The sequence below is a fragment of the Brevundimonas sp. genome (assembly GCF_035561115.1).
In the GTDB taxonomy this organism is placed as follows: Bacteria; Pseudomonadota; Alphaproteobacteria; order Caulobacterales; family Caulobacteraceae; genus Brevundimonas.
The window spans coordinates 1-25,844 of record NZ_DATMYH010000087.1; the positions used below are offsets into that span (position 1 = coordinate 1).

At 69.2% G+C, this 25,844-nt stretch carries 27 protein-coding genes and 1 tRNA gene; 12 read left to right on the plus strand and 16 right to left on the minus strand.

The window, feature by feature from the left end:
- Together VN378_RS10920 and VN378_RS10925 are read left to right on the plus strand one after the other, a co-directional pair.
- A partial coding sequence (locus VN378_RS10920; RefSeq protein ID WP_325743605.1) for an FGGY family carbohydrate kinase occupies window positions 1-1,025 on the plus strand: 1,025 nt, incomplete at its 5' end.
- A complete protein-coding gene (locus VN378_RS10925) occupies window positions 1,022-2,113 on the plus strand; it encodes a phosphotransferase family protein (RefSeq protein WP_325743606.1) in 1,092 nt (363 codons plus the stop codon). The genes VN378_RS10920 and VN378_RS10925, both read left to right, overlap by 4 nt.
- A 4-nt stretch (window positions 2,114-2,117) precedes the next feature.
- Here the strand turns inward: VN378_RS10925 and VN378_RS10930 are convergent, their stop codons facing one another.
- The 5 genes from VN378_RS10930 to ccmC all read right to left on the minus strand — a co-directional run bounded on the left by VN378_RS10930 (window position 2,118) and on the right by ccmC (window position 4,653).
- The gene (locus tag VN378_RS10930) at window positions 2,118-2,873 is read right to left on the minus strand and encodes a DUF1223 domain-containing protein (protein WP_325743607.1); all 756 of its coding nucleotides are present in this window, start codon (window positions 2,871-2,873) and stop codon (window positions 2,118-2,120) included.
- Between the two features lie 62 nt (window positions 2,874-2,935).
- Window positions 2,936-3,160 (minus strand): hypothetical protein, encoded by a 225-nt coding sequence (locus VN378_RS10935; RefSeq protein WP_325743608.1) that lies wholly within the window; start codon window positions 3,158-3,160, stop codon window positions 2,936-2,938.
- A 34-nt stretch (window positions 3,161-3,194) separates the two neighbouring features.
- On the minus strand, window positions 3,195-3,773 hold the full coding sequence (locus tag VN378_RS10940; RefSeq protein WP_325743609.1) for a DsbE family thiol:disulfide interchange protein: 579 nt from the start codon (window positions 3,771-3,773) through the stop codon (window positions 3,195-3,197).
- Window positions 3,770-3,928: a heme exporter protein CcmD gene (gene ccmD, locus VN378_RS10945; RefSeq protein ID WP_325743610.1), complete on the minus strand. Its 159-nt coding sequence runs from the start codon at window positions 3,926-3,928 to the stop codon at window positions 3,770-3,772. The genes VN378_RS10940 and ccmD overlap by 4 nt, the downstream gene beginning before the upstream one ends.
- A 5-nt stretch (window positions 3,929-3,933) precedes the next feature.
- Window positions 3,934-4,653, minus strand: a complete 720-nt coding sequence (gene ccmC / locus VN378_RS10950) for a heme ABC transporter permease CcmC (RefSeq protein ID WP_325743611.1) — start codon at window positions 4,651-4,653, stop codon at window positions 3,934-3,936.
- A gap of 90 nt (window positions 4,654-4,743) precedes the next feature.
- On the opposite strand from ccmC, the gene VN378_RS10955 reads away from it, so the two are divergent.
- Window positions 4,744-4,968, plus strand: a complete 225-nt coding sequence (locus VN378_RS10955) for an alkylphosphonate utilization protein (protein ID WP_055754537.1) — start codon at window positions 4,744-4,746, stop codon at window positions 4,966-4,968.
- 47 nt (window positions 4,969-5,015) lie between these two features.
- Here VN378_RS10955 and ccmB read toward each other — a convergent pair whose 3' ends face one another.
- Together ccmB and ccmA are read right to left on the minus strand one after the other, a co-directional pair.
- On the minus strand, window positions 5,016-5,681 hold the full coding sequence (ccmB, locus tag VN378_RS10960) for a heme exporter protein CcmB (RefSeq protein WP_325743612.1): 666 nt from the start codon (window positions 5,679-5,681) through the stop codon (window positions 5,016-5,018).
- Entirely contained in the window at window positions 5,678-6,277 is a 600-nt protein-coding gene (gene ccmA / locus VN378_RS10965; protein ID WP_325743613.1) for a heme ABC exporter ATP-binding protein CcmA, read from the minus strand. The genes ccmB and ccmA overlap by 4 nt, the downstream gene beginning before the upstream one ends.
- Window positions 6,278-6,478: 201 nt before the next feature.
- Between ccmA and acnA the strand changes: the two genes are divergently transcribed.
- The gene (acnA, locus tag VN378_RS10970; RefSeq protein WP_325743614.1) at window positions 6,479-9,184 is read left to right on the plus strand and encodes an aconitate hydratase AcnA; all 2,706 of its coding nucleotides are present in this window, start codon (window positions 6,479-6,481) and stop codon (window positions 9,182-9,184) included.
- Between the two features lie 27 nt (window positions 9,185-9,211).
- The gene (locus tag VN378_RS10975; RefSeq protein WP_325743615.1) at window positions 9,212-9,988 is read left to right on the plus strand and encodes an MBL fold metallo-hydrolase; all 777 of its coding nucleotides are present in this window, start codon (window positions 9,212-9,214) and stop codon (window positions 9,986-9,988) included.
- A gap of 9 nt (window positions 9,989-9,997) precedes the next feature.
- On the opposite strand, the gene VN378_RS10980 is transcribed toward VN378_RS10975, so the two are convergent.
- Window positions 9,998-10,525: a hypothetical protein gene (locus tag VN378_RS10980; RefSeq protein WP_325743616.1), complete on the minus strand. Its 528-nt coding sequence runs from the start codon at window positions 10,523-10,525 to the stop codon at window positions 9,998-10,000.
- Window positions 10,526-10,620: 95 nt separating this feature from the next.
- On the minus strand, window positions 10,621-11,490 hold the full coding sequence (locus VN378_RS10985) for an isoaspartyl peptidase/L-asparaginase family protein (RefSeq protein WP_325743617.1): 870 nt from the start codon (window positions 11,488-11,490) through the stop codon (window positions 10,621-10,623).
- A 144-nt stretch (window positions 11,491-11,634) separates the two neighbouring features.
- Between VN378_RS10985 and VN378_RS10990 the strand changes: the two genes are divergently transcribed.
- On the plus strand, window positions 11,635-12,636 hold the full coding sequence (locus VN378_RS10990) for an NADPH:quinone oxidoreductase family protein (protein ID WP_325743618.1): 1,002 nt from the start codon (window positions 11,635-11,637) through the stop codon (window positions 12,634-12,636).
- Here the strand turns inward: VN378_RS10990 and VN378_RS10995 are convergent.
- Window positions 12,633-13,031 carry a YkvA family protein gene (locus VN378_RS10995; protein ID WP_325743619.1) on the minus strand — a complete coding sequence of 133 codons (399 nt, stop codon included), beginning with the start codon at window positions 13,029-13,031 and terminating at the stop codon, window positions 12,633-12,635. The two genes, VN378_RS10990 and VN378_RS10995, sit on opposite strands and share 4 nt — an antisense overlap.
- A gap of 54 nt (window positions 13,032-13,085) precedes the next feature.
- Between VN378_RS10995 and VN378_RS11000 the strand changes: the two genes are divergently transcribed.
- Window positions 13,086-13,868, plus strand: a complete 783-nt coding sequence (locus VN378_RS11000) for an SDR family oxidoreductase (RefSeq protein ID WP_325743620.1) — start codon at window positions 13,086-13,088, stop codon at window positions 13,866-13,868.
- A gap of 130 nt (window positions 13,869-13,998) precedes the next feature.
- Window positions 13,999-14,073 (plus strand) — tRNA-Gly (locus tag VN378_RS11005).
- Between the two features lie 175 nt (window positions 14,074-14,248).
- Here VN378_RS11005 and VN378_RS11010 read toward each other — a convergent pair.
- The gene (locus VN378_RS11010) at window positions 14,249-14,506 is read right to left on the minus strand and encodes a hypothetical protein (RefSeq protein ID WP_325743621.1); all 258 of its coding nucleotides are present in this window, start codon (window positions 14,504-14,506) and stop codon (window positions 14,249-14,251) included.
- Window positions 14,507-14,755: 249 nt separating this feature from the next.
- Window positions 14,756-15,844: a phytase gene (locus tag VN378_RS11015; protein ID WP_325743622.1), complete on the minus strand. Its 1,089-nt coding sequence runs from the start codon at window positions 15,842-15,844 to the stop codon at window positions 14,756-14,758.
- Window positions 15,845-16,108: 264 nt separating this feature from the next.
- Between VN378_RS11015 and VN378_RS11020 the strand changes: the two genes are divergently transcribed.
- The 4 genes from VN378_RS11020 (at window position 16,109) to lpdA (ending at window position 22,436) form a co-directional block, all read left to right on the plus strand.
- On the plus strand, window positions 16,109-18,358 hold the full coding sequence (locus VN378_RS11020; protein ID WP_325743623.1) for a TonB-dependent receptor plug domain-containing protein: 2,250 nt from the start codon (window positions 16,109-16,111) through the stop codon (window positions 18,356-18,358).
- Between the two features lie 205 nt (window positions 18,359-18,563).
- Complete coding sequence (locus VN378_RS11025) at window positions 18,564-20,363, plus strand: PAS domain-containing sensor histidine kinase (RefSeq protein ID WP_325743624.1); 1,800 nt, start codon at window positions 18,564-18,566, stop codon at window positions 20,361-20,363.
- A 63-nt stretch (window positions 20,364-20,426) separates the two neighbouring features.
- A complete protein-coding gene (locus tag VN378_RS11030; protein ID WP_325743625.1) occupies window positions 20,427-20,906 on the plus strand; it encodes a hypothetical protein in 480 nt (159 codons plus the stop codon).
- Window positions 20,907-21,020: 114 nt separating this feature from the next.
- Window positions 21,021-22,436 (plus strand): dihydrolipoyl dehydrogenase, encoded by a 1,416-nt coding sequence (lpdA, locus tag VN378_RS11035; protein ID WP_325743626.1) that lies wholly within the window; start codon window positions 21,021-21,023, stop codon window positions 22,434-22,436.
- 18 nt (window positions 22,437-22,454) lie between these two features.
- Here the strand turns inward: lpdA and VN378_RS11040 are convergent, their stop codons facing one another.
- The 4 genes from VN378_RS11040 to fsa all read right to left on the minus strand — a co-directional run bounded on the left by VN378_RS11040 (window position 22,455) and on the right by fsa (window position 25,824).
- Window positions 22,455-23,438, minus strand: coding sequence for a retropepsin-like aspartic protease (locus VN378_RS11040; RefSeq protein ID WP_325743627.1), 984 nt, complete (start codon window positions 23,436-23,438; stop codon window positions 22,455-22,457).
- An 83-nt stretch (window positions 23,439-23,521) separates the two neighbouring features.
- Window positions 23,522-24,466 carry a tyrosine recombinase XerC gene (locus VN378_RS11045; RefSeq protein ID WP_325743628.1) on the minus strand — a complete coding sequence of 315 codons (945 nt, stop codon included), beginning with the start codon at window positions 24,464-24,466 and terminating at the stop codon, window positions 23,522-23,524.
- Window positions 24,448-25,149 carry a DUF484 family protein gene (locus VN378_RS11050; protein ID WP_325743629.1) on the minus strand — a complete coding sequence of 234 codons (702 nt, stop codon included), beginning with the start codon at window positions 25,147-25,149 and terminating at the stop codon, window positions 24,448-24,450. The genes VN378_RS11045 and VN378_RS11050 overlap by 19 nt, the downstream gene beginning before the upstream one ends.
- Window positions 25,150-25,170: 21 nt before the next feature.
- Window positions 25,171-25,824 carry a fructose-6-phosphate aldolase gene (fsa, locus tag VN378_RS11055; RefSeq protein ID WP_325743630.1) on the minus strand — a complete coding sequence of 218 codons (654 nt, stop codon included), beginning with the start codon at window positions 25,822-25,824 and terminating at the stop codon, window positions 25,171-25,173.
- Between the last annotated feature and the right edge of the window lie 20 nt (window positions 25,825-25,844).

Consider the following 25,844-nt stretch of genomic DNA (forward strand, 5'->3'; position numbering starts at 1 on the left):
AGCTCAGGGTCGGGACCATCGAGACCTGGCTGATCTGGAAACTGACGGGCGGGACCAGCCACGTCACCGACGCCACCAACGCCAGCCGCACCTCGCTGATGGATCTGGCGGCGCGGAAATGGCGACCCGATCTGGCTGAGCTGTTCCAGGTGCCGATGGCGGTGCTGCCGGAAATCCGGGGCTGCGCCGATCACCTCGGCGACTGCGAGCCGTCTCTGTTCGGCGCGGCCCTGCCGATCCACGGCGCGGCGGGGGACCAGCAGGCGGCGCTGGTCGGCCACGGCGCGCTCAAGGCCGGGGACGCCAAGATCACCTACGGCACCGGCGCGTTCCTGGTCGCCAATGTCGGAGCGGCGCCCGTGGCCTCGACCAGTCGACTGCTGGGGACGCTGGGCTACGCCGCCGACGGGCAGGTCGCATATGCGCTGGAGGGATCGATCTTCTCGGCCGGCTCGGCGATCCAGTGGCTGCGCGACGGACTCAAGGTCATCACGGAATCGCGCCAGTCCGAGGCCATGGCGCAAGGCCTGAAGGACAATGGCGGCGTCTATCTGGTGCCCGGCTTCACCGGTCTGGGCGCGCCCTGGTGGGAGCCGGAGGCGCGGGGGACGATCATCGGCCTGACCCGCGACAGCGGCCCGGCCCACATGGTGCGGGCGGCGCTGGAGAGCCTGGCCTATCAGACGCGGGACCTGCTGGACGCCCTGGCGAAGGACGGGGCGCCGCGGCTGAAGGTGCTGAAGGTCGACGGCGGCGTGACCGCCAACGCCTTCGCCATGCAGTTCGTGGCCGACATCTGCGACGTCGTGGTCGAGCGGCCGGCGTTTCAGGAGATGACGGCGCTCGGGGCGGCCAAGCTGGCGGCGCTGGGCGTCGGTCTGATCGCCGATCTGGAGGACCATCCGGTCGAGGCGCCCGCGCGCTGGACGCCGCACATGGAGGCGGGCGAGCGCGAGCGGCTGCTGAAGGGCTGGCGCGGCGCGGTGCGGGCGGCCATCATCGCCGCGAACCCGGACCAAGCATGACCACGCCAGACCCTTCCGATCCCGCACTCTCCGACGCCCAGACGGCTTTCTCGGGCACGCGCACGGTCGATCCCCGCTATGCGCTGGACGAGACGGCGCTGGAGCTCTGGCTGTCGGCCAACGTCGAGGGCTACGCCGGGCCGCTGACGGTGCGGCAGTTCAGGGGCGGCCAGTCCAACCCGACCTATGAGCTGTCGACGCCCGGCGGGACCTATGTGCTGCGCCGCAAGCCGCCCGGGACCCTGCTGGCCAGCGCCCATGCGGTGGATCGGGAGTTCAGGGTCATCTCGGCCTTGCACGCCCAGGGCTATCCTGTCGCAAAGCCGTATGCTCTGTGTACGGATGATGCCGTGATCGGCTCCATGTTCTACGTCATGGACAAGGTCGAGGGCCGGATCCTCTGGGACCTGAAATTGCCCGGTATGGAGCCGGCCCAGCGGCGCGCCATCTATGACGCCCAGGTGGATACGCTGGCCGCGCTGCACGCGTTCGACCCGGCAGCCATCGGCCTCGGCGACTACGGCCGGCCGGGCAATTATTTCGAGCGGCAGGTCGGGCGCTGGACGAAGCAATATCGGGCGTCGGAGATCGATCCGATCCCCGCCATGGACCGGCTGATCGAATTCCTGCCCGCGACCCTGCCCCCGGAAGGGCCGACGCGGATCGTCCACGGCGATTTCCGTCTCGACAATCTGATCCTCGCCCCCGACGCCGCCGAGGTTCGGGCGGTGCTGGACTGGGAGCTGTCGACCCTGGGCGATCCGATGGCGGACTTTTCCTATCTGCTGATCGCCTGGGTGATCCCGGCGAGCGCGCGAAACGGCCTGGCCGGGGCCGACATCGAGGCGCTGGGCATTCCTTCCGTCGAGGAGACGGTCGAGCGCTATGCGCGGCTGACGGGGGCGGCGCCGGAAAATCTGGACTGGCTGTTCGCCTACAATCTGTTCCGGCTGGCGGCCATCTGTCAGGGCATCGCCGGGCGGGTGCGCGACGGCACCGCCGCCAGCGCCCATGCCCGGACCATGGCCGCACAGGTCCCGATGCTGGCCGCCGGGGCCTTGAGCTTCGCGAAAAAGGCCGGGGCCTGAAGCCTCAGCCCGGCGGCAGGACGGCGGCGTTGAGGATGCGCCGGTCGCCCCTGGCCTGGATCAGGATGGCGACCGCCTGATCGGGTTCGCGCGTGGCGGGCAGGACGTAGAGACGCGGCTGGCCGGTCCAGTCCCCCAAGGTCCGGACGGACCGCACGACATTGGTGTGGCGCACGCTGCGACCGCGGTTGTCGCCGCGGGCGATCTCAACCGTCTGCGGGCCGGGCGTATAGAGGACGGCCACCACCTCCGCCCCGCCGGCCGGAGCGTGCCCCGAGCCGACGCCGACCCGGTCGCCGCTTTCGCGGAACTCAATCTCGGGCGGGAAGATGCGGCGCGCGGCCTCCTCGTCGATGGCGGTCTGCAGGGCGGCGCCGCCGGCGCCGACGACCTGGCGCCGGCCGTCAATCACGACCTGGGGCGTCGACACGTCGCGCAGGCGCAGAGGCCGTCGATAGGCGCGCTGACGTTGGGAAAACTCGGGCTTGGCGAAGGTGTCCTCCCAGCCCAGATAGTCCCAGTAGTCGACGGCGTAGGTCAGGGCGATCACCCCCGGTTCATCGGCCACGGCCTCGACCCGGGCGTTGGCCTCAGGGCAGCCGGCGCAGCCCTGGGCGGTGAACAGCTCGACGACGACAGGTTCCGCCGGGGGCGCGTCTCGACGAACGACGCGCGTCGGCGACGGCTGGGCTCCCGCCCCGGCCGCCAGCAATGCGGCCGCGAGGGCCGCCGCAGGGATGATCCAGCCCCTCGTGCGCATGGCGGCGAGGTTAATCACGACAGGCGAAAGGACGCCGCTCATTTTCGCGTGAAGGCCGAACGCTAGACGCGGATGTCCAGCAGCGCGCCCGGACGGCCGGGACGGTCCTCGAAGGCGGTTGTGGCCGGCTGGGGCGCGGCCGACTTCAGACTCGGCGCGGCCGCCGGGCCCTGGACCGCGTCAAGCGCCGCCTTGAAGAAATCCGAGCGCGAGGCGCGAACCGGCGTCTGGCCGGCAGGGTGCGTGGGGAACAGGGTTGAAGGGAGGTCGGGTCGAATCGCGCTCATGCCGACAGGGTTAATCAAATCCGTCGGAAATGGGTTAACGTTCCCCGCTTCCGGACGTCGCGGCCGGCAGCGGGCGCGGTGGAGCCTGGATGGCGTCGACCATCCGTTCGATTTCTGCGTCGTCGACCATAGGGCCGGATGACTTGGCCACGACCTGCCCCATGGCGTTGACGGCGAAGGTTTCGGGCGCGCCGGTGATGCCCAGATCCAGCCCGGCGCGACCCTCGCGGTCGACCAGAACCATGGAATAGGGATCGCCGAGCTCGTCGAGGAACCGCCGGGTGTCGGCGGGATCATCCTTCCAGGCCACGCCGACGACGGCGACGCCGCGCGCCTTCAGCGCCATCAGCTTCGGATGTTCGACCTTGCAGGGCAGACACCAGCTGGCGAAGACATTGACCAGCATCGGCCTGCCGACGCCGGCGGTCTTCAGGTCGACGTGGCCGGGGCCGGGCATGGCCCCGGTCAGGATCGGCAGGACCGTCTCGGGGATCGGCCGACCCAGGAGAGCGTCGGGTTTGATCGCCGGATCGCGCTTCAGCGACCAGCCGACGAACAGGACGGCCAGGGCCGCCAACACGACCAGCGGGATGACGGAAAGCCAGCGGCTCATGATTGCGGCCCGTCCTTGTCGAGCTGCTTCAGCTCGGTATTCCAGCGCCGGGCCGCGAGGACCGCCCGGACCGCGAGAGCCGCGAGCACGGCGGCGCTGATCCCCCAGGCGGGCCAGACGAAGGCGGCGTAGGCGCCCATGTCGAGATCGACCATCTTCTTCAGGCCTCCCGGGCGCGGCGGGCGCGCAGGGTCATGACCCTGCGGCGGACGATCTCGGTGCGGATCGAGGTGATCCAGACGGCGAGGAAGAAAATCCCGAAGGCGGCCATCATGGTCAGCAGCGGGGCGAGGAAGACGGTCGGCATGGCCGGACCGTCGGCCCTCAGCAGGGAGGCGGGCTGGTGCAGGGTGTTCCACCAGTCGACCGAGAATTTCACGATCGGCAGATTGACCAGACCGACCAGCCCCAGCACGGCGGCGGCGCGGGCGGCCCTGGCCTCGTCGTCGATCGAGGCGCGCAAGGCCATGTAGCCGAGATAGAACAGGAACAGGATCAGCACAGACATCAGCCGCGCGTCGCCCCACGCCCACCAGGCGCCCCACATGGGCCTTCCCCACAGGCTGCCGGTGACCAGCGCCAGCAGGGTATAGGCCGCGCCGGGCAGGGCCGCGGCCCGCGCCGCGGCGTCGGCGAGCGGATGACGGAACACCAGGGCGAAGAAGCTGGAGACGCCCAGCGCCGCATAGATCATGAGCCCGACCGAGGCCGCGGGGACGTGGACGAACATGATCCGCGCCGTGTCGCCCTGCTGGTAATCCTCGGGCGCAGTGAAGGACAGCCAGGTCCCGACCGCCAGCAGAACCGCGGCCAGCCCCCAGAGCACCGGCGTCAACGGGCGGGTGAAGCGCAGGAAGCGGTCAGGGTTGGCGAGGAACATGGGCGTTCTTTAGTGGCCAATTGTGCGTTGCGCTACTTGAGGCCGGATCGCCGCCGTGTGCTACAGCGTCGCGTTCAGAAGGAGGGTCTCATGACCGACGACGTGACCAAGGACAGCAACGGCAACATCCTGGCCGACGGCGACAGCGTCACCCTGATCAAGGACCTGAAGGTCAAGGGTTCGGGCGGGGTGACGCTGAAGCGCGGGACGCTGGTGAAGAACATCCGGCTGACCGGCGACACCGATGAGATCGAGGCCAATGTCGAGAAGGTGCGCGGCCTCGTGCTCCGCACCGAGTTCGTCAAGAAGGCCTGAGTTTTTCCTCCGTCATCCCGCAAAAGCGGGAGGAGGGAGTGGGGAAGTCATCCCTGGGCGTTCCTGATCGCGGCGGCCGCTGCGAAGGGCGTGACCACGGCGGCGAACAGAACATAGGCCAACAGGAAGGCGAGGGCCGGCGTCGGACTAAGTCCGTTCGCCGCCCGCTCCAGCGCGCCCGCGCCGAACACCACCGGCGGAATGAACAACGGCAGGACGACGACGGCGATCAGAAGGCCGCCGCGTTTGGCGCCCAGCGCAAGGGCGGCTCCCAGTGCGCCGGTCAGGGCGAAGCCGAGGGCGCCGATCAGGGCCGACAGCCCGACCAGCGGCGCCAGCGTCGGCGGCAGGCCGAGGGTGACGGCGGCCAGCGGGGCGGTGATCGCCAGCGGAGCGCCGACCGCCAGCCACTGGGCCTTGGCCTTGGCCAGCACGACCAGCTCCAGCGGGACGGGTCCCAGGGTGATCAGATCCAGCGCGCCATCCTCGTGGTCGCGCTCGAACAACCGTTCCAGCGACAGGATCGACGACAGGGCCAGCGCCAGCCAGGCGATTCCGCCCGCGACCGGCTTCAGTCCCGCCGGATCACCGCCGGCCGCGAGCGGGACCAGCACCGTCAGGCACAGGAAGAAGCCGCAGGCCAGCAGGGGGCCGCCGCCGCCGGCCCAGGCCAGGGCGACCTCGCGCCGCCAGAGAACGAGCAGGGCCCTCATCGCCCGGTTCCGATATCGAGCGTGCGCGCGGGGAGCGGCAACGGGTCGTGCACGGCGGCGACGAGGCCGCCGCCCTTGTCGAGGTGAGCCTGCATCAGCAGACCGAGTGCGGCGCGCCAGCGGGCGTCCAGCGGCGCGAAGGGCTCGTCCAGAAGCCAGATCGGGCGTGGGGCCGCGATCAGCCGGGCGAAGGCCAGTCGGCGGCGCTGTCCGGCCGACAGCTTGCGCACCTCGAGATCCAGCAGGGGTTCGAGCGCCAGCACGTCGACGGCGGCGGCGATCCCGTCGACGGTCGCGCCCGACCATTGCGCCTGAAAGGCCAATTCCTCGCGGGCGCGGCGCCCGGTCTTCAGCCCGTCCAGATGGCCCAGCCAGTGGATGTGGTTGGCCCGGGCCCCGGCCGGCTCGACGTCGGCGAAGGCGACGGTCCCGGCGTCAGGGCGGATGAAGCCGGCGAGGGCCCGAAGCAGGCTGGTCTTGCCCGATCCATTGGCGCCGGTCAGCGCCAGAGCCTCGCCCGAGGCGAGCGTGAACGACAGTTGGCTGAACAGGACGCGATCGCCGCGTGAGACCGTCAGGGCGGAGACGGAAATCATCCGTGACTCCTCCAGTTGCGAATCTCTCTCAATACCCGCGCGGGCGACGTGGGTACATGGACGGGAGAGGGAACCCTCGCTATATCCGGCCTCGCCGCAGCAGGCGTTCGTCGCGCGCGTCGGGGACCTGTGCGCCCCGCCGCAAGCCGCGCGTTCGTGCAACCGGATTGTCGGGCGGCGTTGATCAGAGGAAGCCTCTCCATGCCGTCGAACGACAGCCTCAAGACCCGTCAGGACCTTTCCGTCGGGCGCAAGAAATACGCCTATTACAGCCTTCCGGCCGCCGAGGAAGCCGGTCTGGCCGGGATTTCCCGTCTGCCGCGCTCGATGAAGGTGCTGCTGGAGAACCTGCTGCGCAACGAGGACGGGGTTTCCGTCACCGAGGCCGACCTGCGCGCCGTCGCCGCCTGGACCGAGAACAAGGGCGCGGTCGAGCACGAGATCGCCTTCCGTCCGGCGCGGGTGCTGATGCAGGACTTCACCGGCGTGCCCGCCGTGGTCGACCTGGCCGCCATGCGCGACGCCATGTCGGCCCTCGGCGCCGACCCGACCAGGATCAATCCGCTGAACCCCGTCGACCTGGTCATCGACCACTCGGTCATGGTCGACCATTTCGGCACGCCCGGCGCCTTCAACCAGAACGTCGAGCGCGAATATGAGCGCAACATAGAACGATATAAGTTCCTGCGCTGGGGTTCGTCGGCCTTCAATAATTTCCGCGTCGTGCCCCCCGGCACCGGCATCTGCCACCAGGTCAACCTCGAGAACCTGGCCCAGACCGTCTGGACCGCCGAGGAAGGCAAGAAGACCGTCGCCTATCCCGACACCGTGGTCGGCACCGACAGCCACACCACCATGATCAACGGCCTGGCCGTGCTGGGCTGGGGCGTGGGCGGCATCGAGGCCGAGGCGGCCATGCTGGGCCAGCCGATCCCGATGCTGATCCCCGAGGTCATCGGCTTCCGCCTGACCGGCGCCATGTCGGAAGGCACGACCGCCACCGATCTGGTCCTGACCGTCACCCAGATGCTGCGCAAGAAGGGCGTGGTCGGCAAGTTCGTCGAATTCTTCGGCCCCGGCGTGACCAGCCTGACCATCGAGGACCAGGCCACCATCGCCAACATGGCCCCGGAATACGGCGCCACCTGCGGCTTCTTCCCGGTGTCGCGCGCGACCATCGACTATCTGACCGCCACGGGCCGCGACAAGGCGCGCGTCGCCCTCGTGGAAGCCTACGCCAAGGCGCAGGGCCTGTGGATCGACGAGACCTCGGAAGACCCGATCTTCACCGACGTGCTGGAACTGGACATGGGCACGGTCGTGCCGTCGCTGGCCGGTCCCAAGCGCCCGCAGGACAAGGTCGAACTGACCGTCGCCGCCCCGTCGTTCGAGACTGCCCTGGGCGAGGTCTTCAGCCGCCCCGTCGACGCCCCGCGCGTCAAGGTCGAGGGTGAAAAGTTCGATCTCGGCGACGGCGACGTGGTCATCGCCGCCATCACCAGCTGCACCAACACCTCCAACCCTTCGGTCCTGATCGCCGCCGGCCTGGTGGCGCGCAAGGCCCACAAGCTGGGGATGAAGGTCAAGCCGTGGGTCAAGACCTCGCTGGCCCCCGGCTCGCAGGTGGTCACGGACTATCTGACCGCCGCCGGCCTGCAGGCCGATCTGGACGCCCTGGGCTTCAACCTGGTCGGCTACGGCTGCACGACCTGCATCGGCAACTCGGGCCCGCTGTCGGACGCCATCTCGAAGACGATCAACGACAACGGCCTGGTCGCCACCAGCGTGCTGTCGGGCAACCGCAATTTCGAAGGCCGGGTGAACCCGGACGTCCAGGCCAACTATCTGGCCTCGCCGCCGCTGGTCGTGGCCTATGCGCTCGCCGGCTCGATGCGGATCGACATCTCGAAGGATCCGATCGGCAAGGACAAGAAGGGCAAGGACGTCTTCCTGAAGGACATCTGGCCGACCTCTGCCGAGATCGCCGCCATCCAGAAGAAGTCGGTCACCCCGGCCATGTTCGCCAAACGCTATGGCGACGTGTTCAAGGGCGACCAGCACTGGCAGGGCATCAAGGTCGAGGGCGGCCAGACCTACGCCTGGGACGAGGCTTCGACCTATGTCGCCAACCCGCCCTATTTCGAGGGCCTGTCGATGGAACCGACTCCGGTCGCCGACATCGTCGAGGCGCGCGTCCTGGCCATCTTCGGCGACTCGATCACCACCGACCACATCAGCCCGGCCGGTTCGATCAAGAAGACCTCGCCCGCCGGCGTCTATCTGTCGGGCCGCGGCGTCGACGCCCTGGACTTCAACAGCTACGGCGCGCGCCGCGGCCACCACGAAGTCATGATGCGCGGCACCTTCGCCAACATCCGCATTCGCAACAAGATCACGCCCGACATCGAGGGCGGGGTGACGAAGCATTTCCCGTCGCAGGACACGATGTCGATCTATGACGCGGCCATGCGCTACCAGTCCGAGGGCCGGCCGCTGGTCGTGTTCGCGGGCAAGGAATATGGCACCGGCTCGTCGCGCGACTGGGCGGCCAAGGGCACCCGCCTGCTCGGCGTGCGCGCGGTCATCGCCGAGAGCTATGAGCGCATCCACCGCTCCAACCTGGTCGGGATGGGCGTGGTGCCGTTGCAGTTCAAGGCCGAGGGCTGGCTGCGTCTGGGCCTGACCGGCGAGGAGATCGTCACCATCCGCGGCCTGTCGGACGTCAACATCGGCAAGCTGCGTCCGCGTCAGGACCTGTGGGTCGAGCTGTTCCGCCCGTCGGACGGCAAGATGGCCCGCTTCCCGGTCCGCTGCCGCATCGATAACCAGACCGAGCTGGACTACTTCAAGGCCGGGGGCGTGATGCCCTATGTGCTGCGCAATCTGGCGCGCGGTACGGCGGAGTAGTCAGAAGGTCGCGCAAGGGAGCCCGGATTGCAGATACAGCTCGTCCGCAGCGCCACGATTCGCGTGTCCATGGCGGGCGTCACCCTGCTGATCGATCCGTGGCTCGCGGCGAAGGGCGAGGGACGAAGCTATTCGGGCGACGTCCGCTCGCCCCTCGTCGACCTGCCGATGCCCGCGGAGGCCGTCGTCGAGGCGATAGACGCCGTACTGATCTCGCATCTGCACTCGGATCATTTCGACACGGCGGCGGCGGCCGCGATCCGCCCGGGCACGCCGGTGCTCGCGCCTGAACATGACGTGGCGGGGCTGGAGGGGTTCGGCCTGGCCCATGTTTCCGCCATCACCGGGCCGACCAAGGTCGGTCCGGTAGAGATCGTCCTGACGCCGGGGCGGCACGGACCGGACGAGGTCCTCGAAGCCATGGGCGAGGTCGCGGGCTTCCTGTTGCGCGCGCCGGGCGAACCTTCCGTCTACTGGGTCGGCGACAGCATCCTGTGCGACGAGGTGCGACAGGTGATCCGGTCCGAAAGGCCGGATGTCGTCGTCGTGCACGCATGCGGCGCGGACTGGGAGGGTTCGGCGCCGCTGGTCATGGATGCGGCCATGGTTCTGGAAACCATGCGGCTGTCCGCGCCCGCGACCGTCGTGGCGACGCATATGGACGCGGTTGATCACGCGACGGTCTCGCGCGCCGACCTTGAATGCGCGGCTGCGGACCTTGACGGGCCGGAGCGTCGCCGGCTGCGGATTCCGGCGGACGGTGAGGTCCTCGTCTTCCCGCCGGCCGCGCAACGCCCGGCCTGAGCGGCGGCCTTATCCGCCCGTCGCGTTGTGCGGCCCCCGGTCGCGCGGATTCCGGCCAAAGGCCTGGTCGCAGATGGCGCGGCCGAACTCTTCGGACACCATCATCTGGCGGTCGCCCAGCAGGCCGCCGAGCCGGCCCTGGGCGCTGGTCGCCACGGCGACGGGAAAGCGGCCGACGACGCGGTTGCCGTGGGTCGGATCGACGAATTCGACCGTGCCCGACAGGGTGTGGACGCCGTCGCCGTTCAGCAGGACGCCCAGCCGGTCCGCGCGATGCAGTTCGTCGATATGGATGCGAACGTCGATCGGCGCCGTGCCCCACATGCAGCGCTTCAGCTCCTCATGGACCTCGTCCGAGAAGGTCTCGGAGAAGTCGTCCGTCGAATTCACCCAGTCGCTGGACAGGGTGATGCTTCCGACCTGCGCCGTCTCCTGCAGACCCGGCGGCAGGGCGATGGGCGGACCGCCCTCGATGACCGGCGCGCAGGCGGCGGTGGTCAGCAGGATGGCGGCGGCGAGGACGGCGGCGGACTTCATTTCAGGCTCCCGATTTGCCGCCAAGCTTTAGCGTGGCGGGCGGTGAACGCCGGATGAACCACGTTCGCCGGGAGATTAAATCGCCGTAAGCCGCACTAGCGGCCGAACACCTCGACGCCGATCTCGCCGTCTGTGGTCAGCCAGGCGCGCTTCATGCCCTGGCTGTTGAAGGGGTCGGCGATGTTTCCGGCGCGGTCCAGGGCGATCAGGCCGCCGTCGCCGCCCAGGCCGCCGATCTCGTCGATGACGCCCTGGGTCGCCTCGGACAGAGACTGGCCGGCGGCCACGCGCCAGCTGACCTGCGCCGTCGCGGCGACGCGCAGGAAATATTCGCCCTGTCCCGTGCCCGAGGCGGCGATCCGGTCGTCGGCCCAGGTGCCGGCGGCGGGGATGGGGGTGTCGCCCACCCGGCCCGGCATCTTGCCGAACACGCCGGCGGTGGAGGTGGCCGCCGCCAGCCGTCCCTGATCGTCCAGGGCGCAGCAGCCGACCGTGCCGTGGCTGAGCGTGCCCGGCGGATGATTGTCCTCGCCCTGTCCGGCCCGGGTGAACCAGGCCTCCGGGTCTTCGATACGGTCCAGGCCCTGGCCGGCGCAGAAGGCTGCAGCGCCCTCGCCGACCAGCATGACGTGCGGGGTGTGGTCCAGGACGGCCCGGGCGGCGCGGATCGGGTTCCTGAAGCCCTGCAGGGCCGCTACGGCGCCGGGGCGGCGGCCGTCTCCGTCCATCAGGCTGGCGTCCAGCTCATAGCCGCCGGCGAGATTGGGCGAGGCGCCCCGCCCGGCGACATAGAGGCCGGAGTCCTCCAGCATGACCACCGCCTCGACGACCACGTCCAGCGCCGCTGCGCCCGCGTCCAGCCGCGCCTTCATGGCCACCACCACCTCGCGCATATGGGCGATCTCGCGATCATAGTTTCGCTCGCGCCGGGCGCCCGCGCCGCCGTGAAGGATGAGGGCCGTCATGAAGGGTCGTTCTCCGGATCGCCTCTTTCAAACGGGCGTGGCGCTGATTAGCCTCAAGCCGACGCGCGCGCCACCGGGGTGATCGCATCCACCATCCAACCGGCCTCAAGTAGCGCGAAGCGCGATAGGCCAAAAAGGAATGCCATGCGCGCTGTCCTGTCCAAGGCTCCCGGCGGTCCTGAAACCTTGGTCGTCGAGGAGGTCATGGACCCCCGGCCGATGAAGGGCGAGGTGGTGATCGACGTGCGGGCCATCGGGGTCAACTTTCCCGACACCCTGATCATCGAGGACAAGTACCAGTTCAAGCCGACCCGCCCCTTCTCGCCCGGTGGCGAGGTGGCTGGCGTGGTCGAGGCGATCGGCGAGGGCGTCACCAACGTCCGCAAGGGCGACCGCGTCATCGCCGTGCCAGGCTGGGGCGGCATGGTCGAGCGGCTGGCGGTCCCGGCCGCCTCGGTGATGAAGATCCCCGACGTTATGGATTTCAACACGGCCGCGGCGCTCGTGATGACCTACGGCACATCATACTACGCCCTGAAGGACCGGGCGCAGCTGAAGGCGGGCGAGAGCCTGCTGGTGCTGGGCGCGGCGGGCGGGGTGGGCGTCGCGGCGGTCGAGCTGGGCAAGGCCATGGGGGCGCATGTGATCGCCGCCGCCTCGACCAACGACAAGGTCCAGTTCGCCCTGGAGGCCGGGGCCGACAACGGCCTGATCTATCCCTCGGGCAAGATGGACAAGGCGGCCCGGAAGGAGCTGTCGGGCGAGCTGAAACTGGCCTCGGGCCGCGACGGGCCGGACGTGGTCTACGACGCCGTCGGCGGCGACTATTGCGAGCCGGCGATCCGGTCGATGGACTGGAACGGCCGCTATCTGGTGGTCGGCTTCCCGGCGGGGATTCCCTCCCTGCCGCTGAACCTGACCCTGTTGAAGTCGGTGTCGGTGATCGGGGTGTTCTGGGGCGCGGCGGTGATGCGCGACCCGGCCGCCCACGCCGCCAACATGGCCGACCTGCTGCGCCTGTGGGAGGACGGCAAGATTCGCCCCCGCGTCAGCCAGACCTTCCCGCTGGAACGCGCTCACGAGGCCATCAAGGCGCTGGGCGATCGCTCCGTGATGGGCAAGGTCGTGGTGACGATCGAGGCCTAGTCCTCGCGCAGACGCTCCAGCGCGGCCTGGGCCTGATCCTTGTGCCGGCGCTTGATGTTGGCGCCCAGGGTGGCGATCAGGGCGGCGATGACGGCCGCGTCGTCGGTGAAGCCTATGCCGGCGAAGATGTCGGGAATGGCGTCGAAGGGCAGGACGAAATAGGCCAGCGCCCCGACCATGATCCCCTTGGCCGCGGTCGGCGTCTCGGGATCGCGGGCGGCGAACCAGACCGACAGGGCCTGTCCGGCGAAAGGAATGCGCGAGGCCGTGCGCCGGATCTTGGGCCAGAATCCCTTCTGCACCTGCACCTCGTTGACCCGCTGGATCGACGGCACGAGGGCGCGCGACGGGTCCAGCGCCTCTTCGGGCGTGATCGGTTTGGCTTTGGCGGTCATGGCGGCTAAACCCCGCGGCAATCTCAAGGTTCATACAATATAGGGGCTGTGGCCATGAAACTCGACGGTTCGATCGCGGCGGTGGTGACAGGCGGAGCCTCGGGCCTGGGCGAGGGGACCGCGCGGGCCATCGCGGCCACGGGGGCGAAGGTCGCCATCTTCGACATGAACGAGGAGCGCGGCGAGATCATCGCCGAACAGATCGGCGGCGTCTTCTGCAAAGTCGACGTCACCGACGACGCCTCCGTCGCCGCCGGCTTCGAAAAGGCCCGCGCCGCCCACGGCCAGGAGCGGCTGACCGTCAACTGCGCCGGCATCGCCACGGGCCAGAAGACCGTCAGCCGCAAGAGGGACACGGGAGAGATCCGCGCCCATGACATGGCCCAGTTCGAGCGCACCGTGCGGGTCAATCTGTTCGGCACCTTCCGCGTCCTGTCGCAGTCGGCCGCCGGCATGGTCACGCTGGAGCCCATGGCCGACGGCGAGCGGGGCCTGATCGTCAACACCGCCTCGGTGGCGGCCCAGGACGGCCAGATCGGCCAGGCCGCCTATTCGGCCTCCAAGGGCGGCGTCTACGCCATGACCCTGCCGGTGGCCCGCGACCTGGCCCAGGAGGGAATCCGCTGCAACACCATCCTGCCGGGCATCATGTGGACACCGATGATGGCCGGCATGGACCAGAAGATCCAGGACGCCCTGGCCGCCGCCATCCCCTTCCCCAGCCGCCTGGGCACGCCCGCGGACTATGCGTCGCTGGTGCTGGAGCTGGCCCGCAACGTCTACATCAATGGCGAATGCATCCGCCTGGACGGCGCAATTCGTCTCGCTCCCCGCTGACGCGCGGAGCGGGCGCGCTACCGCTCGCGACGCGGTCGCTCGCTGCTTGAGCGCGATCTTGCGCAATTTCTGCGTAAGGGACTTGCAGGGTTCGCCGCCGCTCCGCTATACGCCCGCCTCCGACTGAAGTGCGGGCGTAGCTCAGTGGTAGAGCACAACCTTGCCAAGGTTGGGGTCGAGAGTTCGAATCTCTTCGCCCGCTCCAGTCGATTGAAGAGGCCCGGTCCCTGATCGGGCCTTTTTCAATTCCGCCCGGGCGGCGTGAGTTTGCCAAGGTTGGGGTCGAGAGTTCGAATCTCTTCGCCCGCTCCAGTCGATTTGAAGAGGCCCGGTCGCCAGACCGGGCCTTTTTCAATTTCCGCCCGGTCTTCGGGCGTTCGTCAGGCTGGATCGTTGTCGCCCGTCCCGGCCGCAACCGTACTCCAATCGATCTTGTCCATGTCCTCGGTCCAGTTGATCGCAGCCCCCAGGCGAATGCTCTGGCCGTCCTTCAGCCTGATCCTGGCGGGCACGGTAGCCGGCGCTGGTCCGGCCTTCTTCAGATAATCGCCGGCGCCCGGGACGTCGGAGATTCGCCGCCTGGCTTCAGCGTCGAGAAGCGCCAGCGTAGACGCCCGCGCAAGGTAGAGGTGGTTCATGACCAGACCTCCAGCCGAAGCGACCAGGATGAAAAGATAGTAGACAGGCGCAGGACCTGACCCGGGAGCGGCGGATGCAGGGGCAGGGTTCGTCATGGGGAGGCTTTCAAAATCGGGCCGGCAGGTGGCCCGTACGGCTTACCCTACCGCCGATTCGGAGCGCGCGGTCCGGATGTCGGCGCCCTTCCGTCAGACCACAGGCGTCTGGACGCCCAGCCTGTTTACGGCCCCCCCCCGGCGGCCCGATTGTTATCGATCCGCCTGGAGCCCCAGCGCCGTGCGGATGTCGCGCCAGTCGATATATTTGAAATTCTGGGTGCCGACGTCATTGACGTCGTCCTGGACCACGACCAGCCCTTCCGGGAAGGCCCCGACCGGGCCGCCGAACGCCGCCACCCCATCGGTGCCGGTGACCTTGTCCACGGTCCCCTCCGCGACCACGAAACGGCCCTTGTAGACCGGCGCGGCGCCGTCGATGCGCCAGACGGGGAAGGCGGAGTCCCCCTGGCTGGAGCCGATCAGATAGCGGGCGGCGCCGTCGGCGATGACGGTCAGGCCTTCCGCGTCGGCGATCAGAATGTCCCGGGCGATCCCCTGCACCAGGGTGCGCTCCGGCCCCGCCGCCGGGTCGAGGCGATAGCGCCACAGGCCGACATTCTCCTCGGCCAGATACAGGGCGTCTGTCGCCTCGTCTGTGGCGCAGCCTTCCGAGATCGTGCCGATGTCGAACCGGCGGACCTCGCGGGCCGCGGGCCGTCCGGCGGCGTCGGCGGTCAGCACGAACTGCCGCACCTCGCCTTCGTGACCCACCAGAACGGCGTGGATCTCGCCGCCGCGGCGGGCGAGGCAGAAGCCGTAGGGCTCGACCACGTCGGTGGCGATGTCGCCCCAGGGCCGCACGGCGTTGTCGCCGGTTCCGGCCGGATCGAACAGATACAGGGCCACGCCGCTCTTGCCCGGCGTCCGGTCGCTGGCGCCGAGCACTACCTGGGGCCGTCCGCCGACGCTCAGCCCCTCGAGCGCATCGACATTGTTCAGCAGGCCCTCGGGCAGGAATTGCAGGATCGCCCCGTCCAGGCCGTAGACGTACAGGCCCGACTTCTTGTCCGTGCCCGCGACGAAGCCCGAGGTCGTCACGCCATTGACCGTGACGGGGCTGGCCGAGGTCCAGATCGCGGGGTCGTCGGCGGCGTCCTCGCCCGCGGTCCCCACCGAGGGGGTCTCCAGCGCCGCGCGCACCGGGACGCCGGGACCGACGAAGCCCTCGCCCTCGCCCTGGAAGTCCACCTCGGCGACGGCGCAGGCGGACAGAAGCGCCACAGCGGCCGTCGCGATCATCAGGTTCCGGATCAACATGAAGCCCCGCGAGTGAAGTTTTCCGGGCCTGATCACGCACGGGCCGGCCGGTCAATGCGCCCACGGTGACGGTTCCGTGTCGACGGGACGACAACTGCTCCAGGGGCGGAGAATATGTCATCCCGATGTGCGCGGACCGACGATTTGTCTTCGTCGAACCGTCGCGAGGGCGTCGCCGCCACGGCCTAGCTGCGCTGTTCAGAGCCGGCGGCCGGGGGGTCGAGCGGACCATCGGGGATGCCTTTCATGAAACTCGGACTTCTGCTCGGGGCCGCCCTGGCGCCGCTCGCCTTCGCCGCTCCGGCGCTCGCCCAGTCGGCCGGCGATCCCGTCGGGCCGACCACCGCCCTCGACGAGGTGATCGTCACCGGCGAGCCGGTCATGCGCAACCGCACCGACGACGTCGTCCCGACCCTGTCCTACGACCTGGAATATTTCCAGCGCTTCGAACCGCTGACTGTCGGCGACGCCCTCAAGCGCGTGCCGAGCGTGACCTTCCTGTCCGACATTCTCGAGTCCGACGGCGTGCGTCTGCGCGGCCTCGATCCCGGCTACACCCAGATCCTGATCAATGGCGAACGCGTGCCCGGCGCCGGCGTCGACCGCTCCTTCTTCGTCGACCGTATCCCCGCCGAGCTGATCGAGCGGGTCGAGGTGGTCCGCTCGTCCTCGGCCAACCGCTCGGGCGACGCGGTCGCGGGCGCCATCAACATCGTGCTGCGCGACGCCCTCGCCCTGGATGGCGGCTATATCCGGGCCGGCGCCATCCTGTTCCCGGACGACGAGTTCGGCGGAACCTTCGGCGCCGTCTATGGCGGTCAGGTCGGACCGGGCCGGTTGCTGGTCGGCAGCAGCGTCCAGGACCGCCGTAATCCCAAGAACAAATACAGCCAGCGCTTCGACGAGCCGGGCGGCACGCTGGACAACACCGAGGTCCAGACCGACGTGCGCAGCGGCACGGACTATTCGTTCAATGCGGCCTATGAGGTCGAGGTCGGCGGCGGCACGCTGGACCTGTCGGGCGTCTTCGTGCGCACCGAACGCCTGCAGGACGAGGACTCGATCGAGTATCGCGACGGGATCGAAAACACCGCCAACCTGCTGACGATCAATGACAACAACGTCGACATCGAAACCGACAACTTGAATCTGCGCGCCCGCTACGAGCGCGAGATGTTCGGCGGCGAGACCCGCTTCAAGCTGGGCTTCGCCAGCTTCGACGATCAGCAGTCCGAGTTCGAAAACGAGGCGGAATATCTGCGCGACGGCCTGCCCTTCCCGGAAGAGGACCGTTTCACCGCCGACCTTGAGTATCGCGACCTGCAGGACGAGGAAGTGTCCGCCGCGCTTGAGCACACGCGTCCCCTGGGCGGGGATGTCGAGCTCGAGTTCGGCGTCCAGGCGATCCAGAAGGACCGCGATTCGACGACCCGGGTCGCCGACCGCGTCCGCTTCACCATTCCCAATGCTCCGACCCCCCGCCCGGCCCAGCCGCCGTTCGTCCTCACCACCAGCGACTATGTCATCGAGGAAACCCGGATCGATCCCTACGTCATGGTCTCGGGCGAGAGCGGTGCGCTGAAGTGGGAGGCCGGCCTGCGTTATGAGACGACCGACACCACCATCGCCGGCATCGACAATGACTATGCCGCCCTGCTGCCCTCGGCCAGCCTGCGCTACCGCCTGTCGGATACGGATCGCCTGACCCTGTCGGTGGCGCGCACGGTCCGCCGGCCGGACTTCGACGACCTGGCCCCGGTGACGCTGGAAGAAGAGCACGGCGACAACGATTTCCGCGGCAACCCGAACCTGGAGCCCGAACTGGCCTGGGGCGTGGACGTGGGCTTCGAACGCCGTCTGGGCCGCCGCGGCGTGGTCGGCATCAACGCCTTCTATCGCGACGTCACCGACCTGATCGAGGACGTGAACACCGGTGAGCCGGGCAGCGGCGATGACGACACCACCCCCGACGTCATCGAGGCCTTCATCGAATCGATCGACAATGTCGGCGACGGTCAGGTCTATGGCGTCGAGTTCGACCTCTCCACGCCGCTGGACTTCATCGGCATGGACAACACGGGCGTGTTCCTGAACGCATCCTGGCTGGACAGCCAGGTCGAGGACGCCTTGGGCGAGCGCCGCTTCAACGATCAGTCGGACTATGTCGTCAACTTCGGCTTCACCCATGACATCCCGGCCTGGGGCGCGGCCTTCGGCGCGACTTACCGGAAACAGGGCGACGCCTTCGGGCGGGTCTATGCGGAGGAGGTCACGACCTCCTACGGCGCCGATCTGGAGGTCTTCCTCGAGAAGCGTCTGTTCTCGAACACCGTCATCCGCCTGACCGGCTCCAACCTGCTGGACAGCTCCAAGGACGAGGTGTTCGACAAGTTCGGCGATCAGGCCGATCAGATCGCCCGCGACTACGACGAGTACGAGCTGGAGTCTGAAAGCGCCGGACCGGTCTACCAGATGGTCATGCGCGTCGCCTTCTGAGACGAGCGCCGCAGAGGAACGGGGGCCGGCGGCGACGCCCGGCCCCTTTTTCGCGCCATCCGGCTCCCTGTTGACGACAGGACTGGACCGCGCGGTCCAGCCCGGCTAGTCGCCTTGAGGGCGAAAGCGGGCCGGTCCGGTTCGCCGTTTGCAGGGTATCTCCCGAACGGGCGCGCGGGGCGCCAGAACGGGACAGTCGGGTCGCATGTTTCTCGAAGGCCAGGTCAACTGGATGTGGGTGTGGGCCGCTCTCGCCGGCCTTGGCTGGCTCGCGGCCCTGATCGCGATCTTCTTCGCCCTGCGCAAGAGCACCCAGCACGGCAGCGCCTCGGATCAGCTCGATCTGATACAGCGCGTCGCCGAGGATTCCCAAAAGCGGCTGTTCGAAACCCTGAACGCCATTCCCGTGGCCCTGGTCGAGACCGACAAACAGGGAAAATTCGTTTTCGCCAACCGCGCCGCGCATCAGCTGCTGGGGCGAAAGGACGCCGAACTGATCGGCCTGCGGTTCCATTCGGCGACCTGGGGCATCACCTTCCCGGACGGCCGCCCGGTGCCGCCGGACCTGTTGCCGAGCGCTCGCGCGCTGCGGGGCCAGACGGTCCGGGGATTCCAGCACCTGCTGGCCAATCCCGCCTCGCGCCGCAAGATGCTGGTCTCGGTGACGGCCATGCCGATCGAGAACGAACTGGGCCAGATCACCGGCTCGACGGCCGCCATCGTCGAGAGCGAGAGCCTGCAGACGCCTGAAGTCATCCTGCCCGGGACGGCCTCCGGAGCGGCCGCCTCGTATGAGGGCCTGACCCGCCGGGTGTTCGACGCCGCTTCCAGCGCCCTCGTCGTCGTCGGAACCGACGGACAGATGCGCGAGGCCAATCACACCGCCCTGCTGCTGCTGGGCCGCGATGAGGCCGCCGGCGATTTCGCCGACCTGTTCCTGGCCGAGAACGAACGGGTCGAAGGCCGACAGACCCTGCGGGCCGCCCTGTCCGTCCCCGCCGGGGAGGCCGAGCCGATCGTTTCCCGGATGGGTGATGGCGAGGGCGTGCGCTGGTCCATCCTGCCCCTGACCAATGCGGATGGCGTCGTCGACGCCCTGCTGCTGGCCGGAGAGCGCGCCGGCGCGGCGCCGGCCGAGGACAAGGACGACACCCCGGTCGTCGAGATCGTCGCGGCCGATCCCTCGCCCGAGGTCGACGCGCTGCGCGAGGCGGCGAACGCGGCGCGGCTGCAGGCCGACGAGGCGCAGGCCGCCGCCGCCGCCGCCCGCGAGGAGGCCCAGGCCGCCCGCGCCGCGGCGCTGAAAGCCCAGCAGGACGCCGAGGCCCAGCTTCAGGGCGGTCGCCGGATGGAGAACGTCGGCCGTCTGACAGGCGGACTGGCGCATGATTTCAACGCCCTGCTCGGCGTCATGACCGGGGCCCTGGACATGATGCTGCGCCAGGCCGACGACCCCGACCGTGTGCGCCGCATCGGCCAGGCGGCGTTGGCGGCCGGCCAGAAGGGCGAACTTCTGACGCGCCGGTTGACCGCCTTCTCGCAGGGCGACGACGAGCCCGTGCTGCGGGTTCTCGACGCCGGCGTGCTGTTGCGCGGCATGGAGACCCGGCTGCGGGCCATGGCCGGACCGGGCGTCGACCTGATGATCGAGGGGCCGTCCGTCGAGGCCCCCGTGCGCCTCGATCCCGTCGCCTTCGAGGGCGCCGTCACCGGCCTGACGCGCAACGCCGTCGACGCCGTCGCCGGCCAGGGCTCGGTCGCCGTGCGGCTGGAAGCGCTGCTGGAGGGCGGTGTCCGTCTGAGCGTCCGCGACAGCGGTCCGGGCATGGATCGCGACCTTGCCGCCCGCGCGGTCGAACCCTTCTTCACCACCCGCGAGGGTGCAGCCGGCCTGGGCCTGTCGCAGGCCTACGCCTTCTCGCGTCAGTCAGGCGGCGTCCTGTCGATCGACAGCGCTCCGGGCGAAGGTGCTGAAGTCTCCATCACCCTGCCCAGCGCGGGCTGACGCCCGCCCCTTTCGCCGGTTCCACAGACCGGTGTAAGGTTAACGCGGGTTCGGAGGCTCGAAATGAAGCTGTTGCGTCTGATCGTGATGTTGGCGGTCCTCGGCTATGCCGGGTGGCTGGCCTGGCCGTTCATCTCTCCGCTGATCGAGGGCGCGGCGCCCGATGCGGCCGTGCGCGCAGGGACCGGGGCCCCGGCGGGCGGCGACCTGTTCGGCTTCCTGCCGGTGTGGAGCCTCTGGGCCGGAGCGGTGGGCCTGTATGTGATCGCCGCGCTGATGCTGGGGGCGGGGAACACCCGGGCGGCCGTGGCCTATTTCCTCGGCTTCGCCGCCGATGTCATTCTGCGGCTGGCCGTTGACCGGCAGGGCGATGTCGCCGCCCGGTCCGGGCCCACGACGATGGCGACGCCCGAGGGGATGGAGGGCCTGCCGGTCGAGCCCGTCTGGCTGGTGCTGGGCGTCCTGTTCCTGCTGGGCGTGCTGGTGGCGTTCGCCAGCCGCCGCATCCGGCGCAAGCGCACCGCCGGTCAGCTGAATTTCTGAGACTGTCGGACGGGACCAGCCGCGCCTATATGCGGCGCGGCGGTTGACGCTTGCGGGCGGCGCCGTCAGGTTCCGCGCGCCTTCCCGCGCCCACGACAGGATACGAGACACTCCATGGCCGAAGCCGCTTCCCCCAGCACCTATGACGTCGTCATCATCGGCGGCGGACCGGGCGGGTACAATGCGGCCATCCGGGCCGGCCAGCTGGGGCTGAAAGCCGCCTGCATCGAGATGCGGGAAACCCTCGGCGGGACCTGTCTCAACGTCGGCTGCATGCCGTCCAAGGCCCTGTTGCACGCGTCCGAACTGTTCGAGGCGGTGACGAAGGAGTTTCCGACGCTCGGCATCGAGGTCGGGGCGCCGAAACTGAATCTCGGCCAGATGATGGGCCAGAAGCAGGACAGCGTGCACGCCCTGACCAAAGGCATCGAATTCCTGTTCAAGAAGAACAAGGCCGACTGGATCCGCGGCCGTGGCCGGATCGTCGGCAAGGGCCAGGTCGAGGTGACCGCCGCCGATGGCTCGAAAACCCTTCTGACGGCGAAGGATATAGTCATCGCCACCGGCTCGGAGCCGACCCCGCTGCCAGGCGTCGCCTTCGAGGCGGACCGGATCGTGGATTCCACCGGCGCCCTGTCCCTGCCGGCCGTACCGAAACATCTGATCGTCGTCGGGGCCGGCATCATCGGCCTTGAGTTGGGCTCGGTCTGGCGCCGGCTGGGGGCGCAGGTGACGGTGGTCGAATATCTGGACCGCATCACGCCCGGCATGGACGGGGAGGTGGCTAAGGCCTTCCAGCGCGCCCTGACCAAACAGGGCATGACGTTCAAACTCGGGGCGAAGGTCACCGGCGCGAAGACCGGCAAGGACGGCGTGGAATTGACCGTCGAGCCTGCCGCCGGCGGAACGGCGGAAACCCTGAAGGGCGATGTGGTCCTGGTCGCGATCGGCCGTCGTCCGTACACGGAAGGGTTGGGGCTGGAAACCGTGGGGATTCAGGCCGACAAACGGGGCTTCCTCGCTAACGACCACTTCAGGGTCGGGGACGGAGTGTGGGTCATCGGCGATGTGACCTATGGCCCGATGCTGGCGCACAAGGCCGAGGAAGACGCCGTGGCCGTGATCGACCTGATCGCCGGCAAGGCCGGCCACGTCGACTACGATCTGGTGCCCAGCGTGGTCTACACCTCGCCGGAAGTGGCCTGGGTCGGCAGGACCGAGGACCAGCTCAAGGCCCACGGCGTCGCCTACAAGGCCGGAAAATTCCCCTTCGCGGCCAACAGCCGGGCCAAGATCAACCACGAGACCGAGGGTTTCGTGAAGGTGCTGGCCGACGCCGCTACCGACCGCATCCTGGGCGTCCACATCCTGGGACCCCAGGCCGGCGAACTGATCGGCGAAGCGTGCGTGGCCATGGCCTTCGGCGGGTCGTCGGAAGACATCGCCCGCATCTGCCACCCGCACCCGACGCGCTCGGAAGCCGTCAAACAGGCGGCCATGGGGATCGAGGGCTGGACGATGCAGGCCTGATCCGGCGGGGCCGCTCCGCTATACGCCCGGAATCTCGAGCCTGCGGGTGGTTTGGCGGCGCAGACCCTCGAAGGTCACCGTATTGCCGGGGAAGTCGAGCGTGACCTCGCGGAACCGGCCCAGCAGATCCGCGCCGATCAGCAGGGCGGGCCGGCCGGACAGGCCCAGGGTCTCGAAACAGTGCAGGTCGGCGAACAGCATAGGCGTCGGTCCCAGCCGCTGCGGCCCGAACCTGAGATCGTCGACCATGGCCAGATCCGCGCTCAGGCTCTGACCCGTCACCCCGTAGATCGGCACCTGGCGGGCCACGCGGCCGCCGTCCTGGCGTCGCGCCGCCGCGGCCCGCCGCAGCGCCATATTGCCGATCGAATACTGCGCTCCGCTGTCGATGAACGCCGCCGCCGGCTGACCGTCCACGATGATCTGGGTCATGATCATCTGACCGAAGCGGCCCCGTACCGAACGCAGGCCGGCTCGTCGAAGGCGCGACCCGGTAGCCATATCACCCCCCGTCTGGATGGTGACGCCCCTCACATTCAGGCTCGCCGAGCGGCGCATGACATTGAACTTCAGCCTGAAGCTGTCCAGCACGTCCAGGCCGATCAGGCCGTCGGCGCCCAACTGGTCGCGCGGAAAGACCGGGCAGGCGAGATCACGGAATCCGAGTCCGCTGAGCTGCAGCCGGTCGATCGCCACGCTGCGGGTCACGCGCGCCTCCGTGATCCCGTGAACCAGCACGGGCGCCAGCGGCGGCAAACCCAGCCGGTCCGCGAGCGTGTCCGCGATCGAGGTCGTACCCGCCCCCGTGTCGATCACGAAGGTGAAGGGCCCATGCCCGCCGATGAACACTGCGGCGCCGACGCGGGTGAACAGATTGCTCAGCAGCTGGATGGGCCGGTCGTCGACCAGCGGCTCCACCGCGTCCTGTGCGGCGGCCGGCCCGGCCGGAAGGCCCAGGGCCCCCAGTCCGGCCAACAAGACGCGTCGGTCCAGGCCTGTCATGCAGTTCACGCTCCGCGCCGCCTCCCCAGCGGATAAGCCGTCACTGTAAGCGCGCGAACCTGAGCCTGACCAGCCCGGCGAACTCAGGTCCTCGGATGGGCGGCGGAATAGGCTTCGAGCAGGTGTTTTGCGTCGACGGCGGTGTATTTCTGGGTGGTGGACAGGCTGGTGTGGCCCAGCAACTCCTGGATGGCCCGCAGGTCCGCACCGGCGCCGAGCAGGTGGGTGGCGAAGCTGTGACGCAGGGCGTGGGGCGTGGCCGAGGCGGGCAGGCCCAGTCGCCCGCGCAGCCGTTGGACCATGGCCTGGACATGACGGGGCGTCAGCGGCCCTCCGCGACGCGCCCGGAACAGGGCGTCGCCCGGTTCCAGCGGAAAGGGCTGCAGCGCCAGCCAGGCGTCCACCGCCGTTCGCACGGCGGGCAGGACGGGGACCAGCCGGGTCTTGCCGCCCTTGCCGGTGATGCGCAGCGTCTCCGGCAGCGGCGCGTCGGCGCGGGTCAGGGACAGGGCTTCGGAAATCCGCAGGCCGCATCCGTACAGCAGGGTCAGGACGGCGCGGTCGCGCGCGGCCTCCCACGGTTCGGCGTCGGGGTCGGCGTCCGGCTCCTGCATCAGGCCGCGGGCCTGATCCTCGCTGACCGGCCGGGGCAGGGAGGCCTTGATACGGGGACCGCGCACCAGGGCCAGTTGCGGGGCCGGCGTGCCGCAACGCCGGTCGAGGAAGGCGTGGAAGGCGCGGATGGCGGACAGGGTCTGGCTGATCGACCGCGCCGTCAGCGGATGGTCGCCGCCGCGCCGTTCGGCCAGATGGGCGCGGACCTCGGCGGCGGTGACGGTTCCGAGGTCGGCCAGGCGCTGGGGCCCTCCGCGGTGGCGCTGCAGGAAGGCCAGATACGTCCGCCCGATGCGGCCATAGGCTTCCAGCGTATTGGCCGCCAGACGGCGTTCGTGGGCCAGATGCTCCAGCCAGGCCGACAGGGCCTCGTCCGAGGAAAGGTCGGGGGCGGTCAGCTCAGGATGGGCCATCGTTCGGCGGTCCGTTCCACCACCCGGGCGATGAAGGCCGCCAGCTCGCAGCCCATGGTCGGGGCGAAGCCGTCCGGCTCGGGCGAGCCGAAGGCGCAGATGGCGTGGCGCGCCGGAACGTCGGCGCCGGGGAATTGCGGAGCCATGCGGATCAGGGCGACCGACCTTACGTCCGCCTCGGCCGCGCCGAACAGGTTCAGGCCTTCGAAATTGGGTCCCAGCCAGGTCAGGCCGTGATCGCCCAGCAGGGCGTCGACGCCGCCGGCCTCCAACCCGCGCCAGCCGAACGGCACGCCGCCGGGCTTCTCGAGGGCGATGGCGGCGCCGGCCAGTCCGAACCGTCCCTGGGCCACCGCGTCGAGGCGGCGGGCCAGATCGGAGGGGTTGCGGGCCTCCATCAGGTCCAAAGCGGCGACATGGGTCTGGGTCTGGGCGGCGAAATTGGCGCGGGCGATGTTCTCGATCCGCTTGCGGGCGTCGGCCTCGCGCTCGGCGACCTCTTCCAGCCGGGTCAGGGCGGCGCGGCCGAACTCCACGACATTGCGGCCGTGCGGCTTGAGCCCGATCTCTTCCAGCAGGGAGCGGTCGTCCAGCAGGATCTGGGCGTTGGCCTGCAGCCACGCCCGGATTTCCGGCCAGTGCGGCTCTTCCGGCTTGGTCGAGAGGTCAGGCGAAACGCTCACAAACCTCTCCTCGAGGTCAAATCAGAGAATGGACTGACCGGTCTTGCCCCAGTCCGCCAGGAAAGCATCAAGCCCCTTGTCGGTTAACGGGTGTTTGACCAGGGCCTTGAAAACATCGGCCGGGATGGTCGCGGCGTCGGCCCCGGCCACGGCGGCGGCGCTGACATGGTTCGGGTTGCGCAGCGAGGCGGCCAGAATCTGCGTGTCGAAGCCGTGCACGTCGTACAGGACCCGGATTTCCTCCAGCAGGCCGATGCCGTCGGCGCCGTGGTCTTCCAGCCGGCCCACGAAGGGCGAGATGAAGGTGGCGCCGGCCTTGGCTGCCAGCATGGCCTGGGCGGCCGAGAAGCACAGGGTGACGTTGGTCTTGACGCCCTTGTCGGCGAAGGCCCGCGCGGCGCGCAGCCCGTCCCAGGTCAGGGGCAGTTTGACGACCACGTTCGGGGCGATGGCGGCCAGCTTGTCGCCCTCCTTGACCATGGTCTCGAAATCGGTCGCCACGGCCTCGGCGGAGATCGGCCCCTCGACCAGGGCGCAGATTTCGGCGATGACCTCGGCGATGTTGCGACCGGATTTGGCGATCAGCGAGGGATTGGTGGTGACGCCGTCCACCATGCCGGTGGGGACCATGTCCCTGATGACGGCGACGTCGGCTGTGTCGAGGAAGAGTTTCATGGGCGCGCTTCTAGCGGACC